The 10,793-nt window shown below is 69.8% G+C and carries 7 protein-coding genes; 3 read left to right on the plus strand and 4 right to left on the minus strand.

What is annotated here, in order from left to right; genetic code table 11:
* Positions 1-7 precede the first annotated feature (7 nt).
* Positions 8-1,036, plus strand: a complete 1,029-nt coding sequence (gene rsgA, locus CRP55_RS28300) for a ribosome small subunit-dependent GTPase A (RefSeq protein ID WP_097323186.1) — start codon at positions 8-10, stop codon at positions 1,034-1,036.
* Here rsgA and CRP55_RS28305 read toward each other — a convergent pair.
* Positions 1,005-1,502 carry an SRPBCC family protein gene (locus tag CRP55_RS28305; RefSeq protein WP_097323187.1) on the minus strand — a complete coding sequence of 166 codons (498 nt, stop codon included), beginning with the start codon at positions 1,500-1,502 and terminating at the stop codon, positions 1,005-1,007. The two genes, rsgA and CRP55_RS28305, sit on opposite strands and share 32 nt — an antisense overlap.
* Before the next feature lie 176 nt (positions 1,503-1,678).
* Between CRP55_RS28305 and CRP55_RS28310 the strand changes: the two genes are divergently transcribed.
* Positions 1,679-1,999: a hypothetical protein gene (locus tag CRP55_RS28310; protein WP_097323188.1), complete on the plus strand. Its 321-nt coding sequence runs from the start codon at positions 1,679-1,681 to the stop codon at positions 1,997-1,999.
* A 242-nt stretch (positions 2,000-2,241) separates the two neighbouring features.
* On the opposite strand, the gene CRP55_RS28315 is transcribed toward CRP55_RS28310, so the two are convergent.
* The 3 genes from CRP55_RS28315 to CRP55_RS28325 are packed head-to-tail and all read right to left on the minus strand — an operon-like array spanning position 2,242 to position 9,389.
* Positions 2,242-2,730: an SUKH-4 family immunity protein gene (locus tag CRP55_RS28315; protein ID WP_097323189.1), complete on the minus strand. Its 489-nt coding sequence runs from the start codon at positions 2,728-2,730 to the stop codon at positions 2,242-2,244.
* Positions 2,731-2,736: 6 nt separating this feature from the next.
* The gene (locus CRP55_RS28320) at positions 2,737-3,225 is read right to left on the minus strand and encodes a hypothetical protein (protein WP_097323190.1); all 489 of its coding nucleotides are present in this window, start codon (positions 3,223-3,225) and stop codon (positions 2,737-2,739) included.
* Entirely contained in the window at positions 3,225-9,389 is a 6,165-nt protein-coding gene (locus tag CRP55_RS28325) for a polymorphic toxin-type HINT domain-containing protein (protein ID WP_245923416.1), read from the minus strand. The genes CRP55_RS28320 and CRP55_RS28325 overlap by 1 nt, the downstream gene beginning before the upstream one ends.
* 240 nt (positions 9,390-9,629) lie before the next feature.
* Here CRP55_RS28325 and CRP55_RS28330 point away from each other — a divergent pair, with 240 nt between their 5' ends.
* Positions 9,630-10,793: an FAD-dependent monooxygenase gene (locus tag CRP55_RS28330; RefSeq protein ID WP_097323191.1), complete on the plus strand. Its 1,164-nt coding sequence runs from the start codon at positions 9,630-9,632 to the stop codon at positions 10,791-10,793.

Consider the following 10,793-nt stretch of genomic DNA (forward strand, 5'->3'; position numbering starts at 1 on the left):
GTGATCGATGAACCAACTTCTCGACGGGCTGACCTCGCTGGGCTGGGCTTCCGGCACACCCCTGTTCTTCTCCGGGGCCGAGCGGCCGGGCCGGGTCTCGGTGGTGCACGGCCCGAGCATCGAAGTGATCTGGTTTCCGTACGATGCCGAAGCCGAGACCACGCTGTTCGAGTTGCGCCGCGATCTCAACCTGCGGCCGGTGGCCGGCGACTGGATCGTGATCGACGGCGGGGAGCCGGTGCGGGTGGTACCGCGGCGGACGTCGCTGTCACGTCCCGACCCGAACGAGAGGGACATCCAGGTCCTCGCGGCCAACATCGACACGGTGATGATCGTGCTGCCGATCGACCGGGGCCTCAATCTCAAGAACCTCGAGCGGCTCTCCGTGATGGTGTGGGACAGCGGCGCCGATCCGCTGATCGTGCTCACGAAGGCGGACGCCACCGATGACCCGGGCCCGATGGTCGACGAGGCCCAGGCGGCCGCGCCCGGGGTGCCGGTGGTCCTGACCAGCGCCGTCGACGGGCGAGGGCTCGACGAGCTGCGGTCGCGGATGGGTGCCGGGACGACCACGACCATGCTCGGCCCGTCCGGGGTGGGCAAGACGTCGCTTCTCAACGCGCTGGAAGGCCACGCCGAGCCGGTGCGGGAGGTCCGGCGCGACGGGCAGGGCCGGCACACGACGACCACCCGGAAGCTGTACCGGCTGGGCATCGGCGGGGTGCTGCTGGATCTGCCCGGGATTCGATCGCTCGACCTGTACGCCAGCGACGCCGCGGTGGAGGAGACCTTCACCGACATCGCCGCCCTGGCCGAGCACTGCCGGTTCCGGGACTGCGCTCACGACGGCGATGAGGGTTGCGCGGTCGAGGCCGCGGTGGCCGCCGGCGAGCTGCCCGAGCGACGGTTGCACAGCTGGCATGCGATCCGGCGGGAGATGGCCTACCAGTCGCGGCGCAGCGATCCGGCGGCCATGGCCGCCCAGCGCCAGGAGTGGAAGCGGATCACGAAGGCGAGCCGGAAGGCCGGCCGGTGACCGCCTGTTCAACGTCCCGGGCCAGGGCGCGCAACGTGGCCGCGAAGCCGAGACGCCCGGCGAGAGACAGCACCGGCCCCGCGAATCGGGTGATCTTCCGCGGGGAGACGGTCACATCCTCGTACCAGACCACACGGCAACGCCGGCCCGGCAGAGGCGTCACCGAGAACCAGGCCCGGCCGTGCACGACGCGCCCCGACTTGCGCACCTCACATCGCCCGAGCCGATCATGCTCGCCATCACCGGACGGCGGCTGCCAGCCGACCACGGTCATCGGGTCGTCGAACGCCAGCGGCCCCACACCGCTGCGGGCCACGAACGTGGCACCTGTCCCCTCGGAGGGGCCGGGCAGGGTACGCACGGCGGTCAATGGCGCCCAATCACCATGGCGGGGCCAGTCCACCAGGGCCGCCCAGACCACGGTGGCGGGGGCGTTCACCTCTTGCACAACCGTGAACTCAGCCATCGACGAACTCCCAGATCAGTGCCGGCGTCAGTTTCTCAGTATGATCGCCGACTAGAGTCGCAGCCTGTGAAGCGTGCTTCGATCGCTGCCGGTGCCGTGGTGTTCGCGTTCGTGGCGGTCGGCGTCTTCGGCCAGGTGCGCCGTGCCCATCGAGAGTCCGTCCGGGCCTGGTCCGAATGGATCCCTCCGGCCCCCTGGCCGACGACGGCGTGACAGACGTCTATTCGTACAAGGACTTCAAGGTCGCCGTGAACTTCACCTACATATCCGACGGGCAGCCCTGCGCAGATCAGCCGTGCATCCGCGACGCCGACCTCACCGTCGCGACCGACGACGCGCCCAGCCTCCGCCACGCCGCCGTCTGGTTCCTCGACGGCCCGCCGGCCACCGCCGCCGAGGCACGCCGTTTCTGGGCGAAGACCACCTGGGTCCCCCACGCCGACGCCACCTGGTTCACCGACCTGGCAGCCCAGGGAACCATCTACACCCGCCGTTGATCCCACGCTCGCCGGGGACGCGTACGCTGCTGGTTCCCAGCGACCTAGCCCACGGTTGCGCTCACCCCATGCCCACCGGTCAACATCCAACACTGCCCGCATGCTGGTCCGGCTCATCCGCGCCGGTCACACGCCGACGCGCTCGCCAAGCTGGCGCGCAGGCTGAGAGACGACAGCACCGGCACGCCCCATCTGGCCGAGATGGCCGCCGCCAGCGACCGCTGGCTTCAGTACCGCCATCCTCATGCCTCTACGTAGTCGCCGAGCGCCACGTCGTTGAGCAGGGTGGGCCAGAATCCTGGATCGTCGTCGAAGACGGAGGCGTCGATGGCGTACAGGGCGCGGCCGACGTTTTCGCTTATCGACTCGAGCTCCTCGCGCTCACTGTCCTTGCTCCCGTAGGGCAGGCCTCGGACGAACTCCGCGATGCACCTGTCGAAGGCCTGCGGTGAGGCGTTGACATGCCCGATGCCGGCCTCCGCCTCGAGGCCGGTGATGACGACCTCGCCCGTGACGACGTCCACGCAGTACAGGCCGGTGCCGTCGTGGCCGATGACGACGAACTCGCGGTCCTCGCCGGCGTGCGGGTACGCGGGCACCGGGAAGAACAGCGGGTTGCCGGCGGGAAGCCCCCGGCGCGACAGGTGGTCCCGGGCATCGGAGTCCCGGATCAGCGCGAGCGCGCTTTCCTCGTACAGAAACCGAGGCTCCGATGCATCGGGGGTCACCACGCCGGCTCAGGCTCGCGAACCCGGGGGATTCCGGCGCAGGCTGATCTTTCCGGCCCGTACCATCTCGGCCGCGGCCGGGCCCAGCCTTTCCGGGCCCCATTCCGCCGGCATCGCCGGCGCGTACCGGCGTACCCACTTGAAGAGGCCGGTGGCGGCCTTCGTGAACGGCTCGTCGTCGTGCGGCAGGTAGTAGAACCGTCCCGGGTAGAGCTGATCGTCGTCGAGCTTCGAGAACCACCATTCGATCAGCGGCCCCGACTGGACGCTCATCACCCACTCGTCTCTCGGCTCGACGAAGCGCGGCTCCAACTGCCCCACCTGCGACGCGACGGCGATGAGCCGGGCCATGCCGTCCTGGGAGCCGGTGGTCGCCAGGGAGGCCCGGTCGGCCGAGCGCTCCCGCAGCAGCACGCATCCGAGTTCGCGCACATAGTCGTCGACCGCCGGCCGGTCCTCGGGGTGGAGATAAACCTTGAGCTGCTTACCGGTCGCCATCACTTGACCGTCCCATACGGGTGGAAGACCATCTCGACGCCGTCGTCGAGTTCGCTCCAGATGTCGGACATGGCCTCGGTCTCGCGCATGACCGGTAGGCCGCCCTTGGTCTGCAGGCCGACCTGATGGACCGATACGAGGGTGCCGTTGGCATCGTAGGCGGCGACGTCGGCGGCACGGTTCGGCTTGAATCCGGTCGGCGTGCTGAACGGCACCTCCCGGCGGGTGGTGAAGCCCTGGTTCTGCAGGTCGCGCTCCACCTGGTCGATGACGCGCTGGTGGGCCGGTCCGCCGGCGCGGCCGTACGGGTTGCGGACGATCCGCGGCGTGCCGCCCTGTGCACAGGTGCACTTGGTCGAGTGCTTCGCGAGGGCGCCGCCGCAGTTGTGGACGAGAACGGACTCGTCACCGGCGACCACGTAGTAGGTGTGGGTGTCGTTGACCGTGAGGTTGTAGACCGTGGTGGTCTCGGAATGGTCGACGGTCCTGGTGATGGTGACCGCGCGGCCCCGGGGGTCGCGGAGGGTGTCACCGGCCTTCAGGTCCTCGGCCTCGGTCCAGCCCTTTGCGGGGCTGTAGAACTTGTGGCCAGCGGTGGCCGTGAGCTTCTGCGGCGGGCCGCCGCCACCGGCGCCGGCTCCGGCCAGGGTCAGCTCGACCAGGCTCTTGTCGCCGGATCCGGTGACCGATGCGGTGACCTGCTGGGGCTCGCTGACGCCGGTCTCGTCATTCGTGGCCTTGACGGTGTCACCGGGCTGGACCTTCTCGATCGGCTTGGTGCTGCCGTCGGCCATGAGCACCAAGGTGCCGGCCGCGAAGGAGTTGGCCGAGGCGAGCCGCTTGCCCGCGCCGGCGGCGATGTCGCAGCTCTCCCCGGTCGTCGACTTCCGCTTCTGTTTGACCTTGCCGGCGGCCTTCTGCGTGGTCGCCTTGGCCTTGGCGCCCAGGTCCTTGGCCGCGGCCACGGTGTTCTCGACCTGTTTGGCCGCGGCGGATTTCACCTTGTTGGTGGCTTCCCCGACGACCTTGGTGATGCGCTGCGGGATGCTGGAGAGCGCGGCGCGGGCCGCCTTCAACCGGCCGTACGTCTCGACCAGCCGCCGGCCGACGCCGATCGCCTTGACCGCGACCTTGGCCGCCTTGAACAGCTTGCCCCAGGGCACGGCCTGCAGCGCGGTGGAGATGCAGGCGACGATGTCGCCCTCGGTGACGCACGCCTTCGCGTCGTTGAAGCCGACCAGGTCGAGGATCAGGTTGACGATCTCGTCGCCGATCTGCTTCACGAAACCCTCGGCCTCGTCGACGAGTTTCTTCGCGCTCATCCACTCGGGGTTCTCGACCTCGACCGTCGTGGTGCCGTCGGGGTTGTTGGCCACGACCGTGGTGGCGGCGGCCTCCGGGTTGTTCATCCGGTACTCGGCCGCGGTCGCGCTGCCGAGGAACGGCACCGTGGCGCTGTCCGGGTCGAGCCCGCTCGGGTCGGTCCACACCGTCGGACGGGCATTGGTGTACGAGTACGTCGACACCGCCGGGTCCGTCGCCGGCTGGGCCGCCGGGTCGGCGGAGTCGAACCGGCCGGTGCTCGGGTCGTAGTTGCGGGCGCCCATCGCGTACCGGTCGCCCTGGCTGACGTCGCGGTAGGTGCCGGCGTACTGCACCGGGTTGGCCGGCGCGTCCGCGTCCAGCTTCCTGCCGCCGTCGGTCAGGCCGGTGCCGCGGGCCACCCCGAACGCGTCGTAGTCGTACGACCATTGCGGTGTGCCGTTGGCCGAGACCATGCCGGACACGCCGCCGAGCCAGTCGTGCAGGTAGGAGCTCGTCCCGCCGTTGCCGGCCACCATGGCCAGGGCCTGGCCGCCCGGGTTGTAGAGGTAGCCGCGGGAGACGTCGCCGTTCGCGCCGGTCTGGGTCTCGGCGGCCAGCAGGGGCCGGTCGCTGTTGATGTCCCAGAGCCAGTTCTGCACGACCTGCTGCGCGCCGCTGCCGGTGACCGCCTTGATCCGGTTGCCGACCGCGTCGTACGTGTAATCGGTGGTCTTCCCGTCGACCGTGGCCGAGGTCATCGTGTGGTCGAGGGCGTACGTGAACCGGTTGTTGCCGGCGCGGATCTGGTTGCCCTCGAGGTCGTACTCGAAGGACCGCTCGTTGCTGCGGCTGCCGGTGATCCGCTCATTGGTGAGCTGGTCGGCCGCGTCGTACGTGTAGGACGTCGTGGTGTTCTCGCCCGGCGCCACCACCTTCTTGGTGGTGCGATTACCGACCAGGTCGTACGTGTAATCCGTGCGCTCGGCCGACGAGCCGGCGCAGGACTGGGCGCCGAAGCACTCGGCGGTGAGCCGGTTGGCCGCGTCGTAGTTGTACGCGGTGGCCTCGGTGACCGTCGGCTGGCCCGGCTGCCCCTTGGTCTCGGTGATCCGCGTCGGGTTGCCGACCTTGTCGAGCTGCAGGTCGAAGGCGGACAGGACGGTGTCGCCCTTGCCGGCCGCGATCCGCGTCATCCGCCCGGCCCGGTCGTAGCCGCGTTCCTCGACCACCCCGGTCGACGCCGGGTACGTGGTCTTGATCAGGTTGTCCGAGACGTCGTACCCGAACTCGTACCGGGACGAGCTGCCGCCCTTGGCGCTGGTCAGCGACGTGATCCGGTCACCGTCGTCGTACTCGGCGGAGATCTTCGTGCCGTCCGGGTAGCTGCGGCTGATGATCCGGTCGTCGCCGTCGTAGGTGTAGCCGAACTCCTGGTCGCCGCGGATCACCTTGGTGAGCCGGTCGGTGTTGTCGTACTCGCGCACCTGGGTGCCGCTGGGATCGGTGGCGGCGGTGAGCTTGTTCTTGGCGTCGTAGCCGAACGTGCTGATCGGCCCGTTGTCGCCCAGCTGCTTGCTGATCAGCCGGCCCAGGTTGTCGTAGCCGTAGAAGATGGTCTTGGCCGGGATGTTCGGGTCGGGCCGGTTGGGCTCGACCATCCGCGCGGTGATCTCCTGGACGAGTTGGGAGTTCGCGTCGTACACGTACTCCCGGCGCCGGCCCAGTTGGTCGGTGGTGGCGACCGTACGGCCGGCCTTGTCGTATTCGGTGTACGCCGACCGGTTCAGCGGATCGGTGCGGCGCTCCAGCTGGCCGTTCGCCCGGTACTGGTAGGTCAGCGCCTGCCCGTTGGCCGCGTCGGGGCCGATGACCGAGGTGAGCCAGTCGTTGTCGTTGTAGCCCAGCCGCGTGGTGCGATTGTTCGCGTCGGTGCTGGCGATCAGCCGGTCGTTCGCGTCGTACGTGCTCTTGCTGACGTTGCCGAGCGGATCGGTGACCGTCTCGAGGTTGCCGGCGCGGTCGTAGCCGTACTTGGTGGTGTAGTCGCTCGCGTTGGTGCCCTCGACGTTGCCACGCGGCTCGGTGATCTCGATCGGCCGGCCGTCGTCGTCGTACTTCCAGGTGACCACGCCGCCGGTCGGGGTGGTCTGCTTGACCGGGTTGCCGGCGTCGTCGTACTCGATGCCCGCGTTGACCCCACCGCTCTCCGCCGTGCTGCCGGTGCGCCGGTTGGCGCCGTCGAACGAGCTGGTGAGCTCCTCACCGTTCTCGTTCGTCATCCCGACGACGTTGCCGGCGTTGTCGTAGCGCACGCTGGTCCTGCGGTCGAGCTGGTCGACCTGCCCGTTCGGCCGGTCCAGGGCGTCGAAGGCGGTGTCCACCTTGGCCCGCTTGCCGTCCGAGCCGTACGGCCGGTCGGCCTGCACCAGGTTGCCGTTGAAGTCGTAGTGGAAGCGGCTGGTGTACAGCTCGGCCTGCGCCGGGTTGGCGTTACCCAACGGCGCCACTTCGAGAGAGACCCGGCCCGTCGAGTCGTACGTCCAACTGGTTGTCAGGTTGAGTTCGCCCGGGTTGACCGTGACCGACTTGCGCCGGCCGGCGGGGGTGTAGGCGGCCGCGCTGGTGTTGCCGACCTGGTCCTTGACCAGCACCGGACGGCCGGCCTTGTCGTAGGTGGTGTGCGTCGATCCGGAGAGCGGATCGGTCACCACGACGACCTGGCCGAGTTCGTCGAGAGTCTTCTTGTACGGCGCCTGCTTGCCCGGCTGCCGCACCTCGACGACGGTGTTCTCCTCGTCGTAGGTGTACCGCGTGCGGTAGGCGTCGGGGTTGGCCCCGGAGACCGTGCCCCGCGGGTCGACCACCGAGGTCATCCGGCCCGTCCGGTCGTACGCCATGACGGTCTTGCGCCCCGTCGGCGAGATCTCGGCGGTGCGGTTGCCGTCGGTGTCGTACTCGTACGTGGTGGCCTTGTCGCGGGGGTCGGTCTTCTTGACCACGTTGCCGCGGCTGTCGTACTCGTACCGGTAGCCCTTGGCCTGCTCGGGATCGCGCTGGCTGGTGAGCTCGTTGAACTCGTTGTACGTGTAGATCCACTTGTTGTCGCGGCCGTCGGTGAACTCGGTGAGGTTGCCGCGGCCGTCGAACTGGCTGCTCTGGGTGAAGGAGAAGGGCTCCGGAGCCGTACGCGACCGCGGGTTGCCCGCCGCGTCGAAGGCGGTCTCCTCCTGGTTGCCCTTCGGGTCGACCACCAGGCTCTTCTGCAGCTTGCCGTCGTACCGGGTGTTGACCACGTCGTTGTTGCCGTTGCGCGACCACAGCAGCACGTTGTCGCGGTAGCCGTCGACCACGACCACGCCGTCCGGGTCGGTGGTGGTCGCCTCCTGGCTGCCGGCGTTCCACGCGAACGTGGTCACCGCGTTCTCGGCGTCGGTCTGCCGGCCCACCCGCCCGGCGGCGTCGTACTCGTTGAACACCTGCCGGTTGCCGCGGGCGTCGACCACGGTGGCGAGCCGCCCGGCGGCGTCATAGCCGTACGTGGTGGTGTAGCGGCGCGCGTCCTGCACCTTGAGCAGCCGGGTGCCTTCGTAGTCGAACTGCACCACCCGGTTGTCGGGCATCGTCACCTTGGTGACCAGCCGCAGATCGGCCCGCGCGTCGAAGTCGACGACCCGGCCGCTGGCATCGGTGACCTTGTCGATGACGCCCTGCGCCGTGTACGCGAGGGTCACCCCGTGCCCGCGGGCGTTCTTGATCGAGATGAGCTTGCCCTCGGCGTCGAACCGCAGCACCCGCTTGTCCGGCGGCACCAGCTGCCATCCGCCGTCGACCTTGGTGAGCCGAGCGCGCACGCCGGCCGGCGCCTCGTAGCTGCCGTCGGCGCCGCCGGTGTAGACCGCCTCGGAGCCGTCCTCCGCGCGGACCCGGGCCGCGCCGCCGTCGGCCGAGACGATCCGGATGTCGTACGTGGACGACCAGCCCGGCCCGAACATGCCCGGTGCCGTATTGCCCGACGAGTAGTAGCGGGCCAGCCGGAACGGGATGCCGTACGAGGGCATGCCGAAGTCCTGCTCGACCCGCTGGAACGTGCCCGTGCCCGTGTTGACCATCTGGCCGCGGAAGGCCTGCGCCCGTACGGTGCCGCCCAGCACGGTCGCGCAGCCGCAGCCCACGGCCTGCGACGCGGGCACGGCCGGCGGGTTCACCACGGTGCGCGGCTGCGCCGGCGCGGACTCGGCGCTCGACAGCTCGCCCTCGGCGGCCGCCACGGTGATCGTCACCGTGTACTTGCGCGCCGGGTCGAGCACCCAGCCCTCGGCCGCGCCGAAGGTCCGGCAGAAGGTGGCCGGGTACGAGCACCGGCTCAGATCGGCCCGGCCCTGGTCGGTGGAGCGCTGCTCGGTGCCGGCCTCGACGTCGCGCACGGTGGCCCACCAGCGCGCCCACGACGTCGGGTCACCGTCGGCCACCTGCGCGTCGAAGTACACGACGAGCGAGGTGTCGCCGAGCGTGAACCCGGGCCGCACGATGGGCGTGCCCGGCACCTCGGCTGCTACGGCTTTCGCGTCGGCTTGCACGGCTTTGGCGGTGGCCGTCCGCCGCAGGGCGCGGCCGTCGGTCTTCGCGGGCTTGCCCGCGGATTCCACGGCGGGCGGCACCGGCGGCGCCACCTCACCGGCCGGCCGGCCGTGGTTGGGCGTGGCCTCCTTGGGCAGCCCGCGATCCACCGGATCGGCCCCGGCCGGCGCCACCGGCGGCGGCGCGGCGGTCGCCGGCCCCGGCGGCGACACCGCGAGATAACTGGATATCAGGACTGAGGTCAGGGCTGCGGACAGCAGCCGCCGGCGCCTCGCGCGCATGAGCACTCCCCCGTGACTGTGCGTTAGCTGGCAGCCCACACGCTTCATCATGGATATAAATTCATCAATGGCTCAAACGGTTAAGCCCTGGATCGGCCGAACGGAGGAGGCGACGCACTACGCGAGCTTCTGAACCGTTTCACTCGTATGTGCCTATCTGACCGCGCCACTGAATCGTCAGTGGGAAAGCACTGACCCTGCCTACCGTCGCCGGCAAGACCACCGTCGGAAGGAAGTCAGATGCAGAACACTCGCCGGGCGCTCGTCGTCGGTCTCGGCATCGCGGGCATGGCCGCGGCCGTACGGCTGCGCTCGATCGGCTGGACCACGGTGGTCGTCGAACGCACGCCGCAGCGGCGCACCGGAGGCTACTTCGTCGGGCTGTTCCCGTCGGGTGAACGGGCCGCGCGGGACCTCGGCGTACTGTCCACCATGCACCTGCGCACCCCGGCCGACCACCGCACCTGGGCGGTCGACGGCAGCGGGGCCCGGCAGCGCAGTGTCGGCTTTCTCGACCAGCCTGGACATCCCGACGGCGTGCTGCGCGGCGACATCGAGGCCGCGCTGTGGGAAAAGCTCGACGGGCAAGCCGAGGTGCGCCTCGGCACCGAACCGGTGCACATCGAGCAGACAGCGCGGGCGGCCCGGGTCACCCTGCGCGACTCGGCCACCGGTGAGACCTACGAGCAGGAGTACGACCTCGTGGTCGGGGCCGACGGGCTGCGCTCGACCGTCCGGCGGCTGGTTTTCGGGCCGCACGAGCAGTTCATGCGCTCCCTGCACACGATCATCTGCGCCTTCTCCCTCGACCGGCAGGTGAGCGGCTACGGCGACCATGAGCAGATCGTGATCGCCGAGCCGCGCCGCGCGCTGTGGATCTTTCCGTTCCGCGACCACCCGCCGACGGCCCTGTTCACCTACCGCACCGATGACATCGACGCGCAGTTCCGCGGCGAGCGTGCCGACGTCCTCGCCGCCCGGTTCGCCGGCCTCGACGCCGGTGGCATCGTCACCCAGGCTCTCGGCGCCCTCCGCCACGCGCCGCAGGCGCTGTTCGACTCGGTGCACCAGGTGCGCATGCCGCGCTGGCATCGGGGCCGGGTCGTCCTCATCGGCGACGCCGCGTGGTGCCTGACCCTGTTCTCCGGCATGGGGGCCAGCTCCGGAATGATCGGCGCGGTCGCCCTCGGCGACGAACTGGCCCGGGCGCCCGAATCGATCGGGGACGCCCTCCGGGCGTACGACAAACGCATGCGCCCCCTGGTGCGCCGGCATCAAAGACTGGCGTATGTCAAAGCACAGCTCTTCGTTCCCTCGAGCGTCACCATCGCGAAGCTGCGGGCCGTGCTGCTCCGGATGGTGACGCGGCAACGGTTGCACGCGTGGCTGGGCCGCCCGTCGTGA

The organism is Paractinoplanes atraurantiacus, from assembly GCF_900215205.1.
GTDB classification, from domain to species: domain Bacteria; phylum Actinomycetota; class Actinomycetes; order Mycobacteriales; family Micromonosporaceae; genus Actinoplanes; species Actinoplanes atraurantiacus.

Coding starts and splice junctions, on each gene's coding strand:
- CRP55_RS28320 (WP_097323190.1), bottom strand. CDS start 3,225: ATGGCGACCGGTAAGCAGCTCAAGGTTTATCTCCACCCCGAGGACCGG.
- CRP55_RS28325 (WP_245923416.1), bottom strand. CDS start 9,389: ATGCGCGCGAGGCGCCGGCGGCTGCTGTCCGCAGCCCTGACCTCAGTC.
- rsgA (WP_097323186.1), top strand. CDS start 8: ATGAACCAACTTCTCGACGGGCTGACCTCGCTGGGCTGGGCTTCCGGC.
- CRP55_RS28330 (WP_097323191.1), top strand. CDS start 9,630: ATGCAGAACACTCGCCGGGCGCTCGTCGTCGGTCTCGGCATCGCGGGC.
- CRP55_RS28310 (WP_097323188.1), top strand. CDS start 1,679: ATGGATCCCTCCGGCCCCCTGGCCGACGACGGCGTGACAGACGTCTAT.
- CRP55_RS28305 (WP_097323187.1), bottom strand. CDS start 1,502: ATGGCTGAGTTCACGGTTGTGCAAGAGGTGAACGCCCCCGCCACCGTG.